Genomic DNA, 569 nt, shown 5'->3' with positions numbered 1-569 from the left:
CAGGAACATCGTCTCGTCCAAGAGGATATCGAGCGTTCCGATGCCATGATGATCACCGCCACCATCATTCGCCAGCTTGTTCCAAACCTGATCGCCATGAATTTCGGCCCGCAGGATCATTATCCGATTGTGCGGATCGGTCGCCCTGATGAGGTGATGCTGAAGGAATTCGCGGAAGCCTTCGACAAATTCGCCCAGCACGGGCTGACGGCCGGGGCAGCATATATCCGCGAACGCCTTGGCGTCCCGGCACCACAGGATGGCGAAGAACTGATTGGCGGGCGTCAGTCTTCCATGATGGATCGCCTGTTTAAATCGGAAGGGCGCGCGCCGGAACTCAATTCGGTTCGCAAGATGCTGAATGCTCGCGAAAAGCAATCGCCTACTGAAGACATTATCGGGAAGTTGACTGACCGGCTTCAGGATGATGCGGCCGGGGCGCTTGCGGGTCTTACCGAAGAAATCCGCACGGTTTTGATGTCAGCGGAAACAATTGCCGACGCAGCTGACCAGCTTGCCCGGATGAAGCTTTCACCGGATGAGCTTTCACAAGCCATGGCACGCGGAAT

The 569-nt window shown here is 56.4% G+C and carries 1 protein-coding gene; it reads left to right on the top strand.

The window, feature by feature from the left end:
- Nucleotides 1-569: DUF935 family protein (locus KWJ32_RS28190; RefSeq protein WP_256886632.1), on the top strand; the 569-nt coding region annotated here is incomplete at both ends.

Source organism: Ochrobactrum sp. BTU2, from assembly GCF_024539785.1.
Classification (GTDB): domain Bacteria; phylum Pseudomonadota; class Alphaproteobacteria; order Rhizobiales; family Rhizobiaceae; genus Brucella; species Brucella anthropi.
This window is presented reverse-complemented; position numbering and strand designations above follow the sequence as displayed.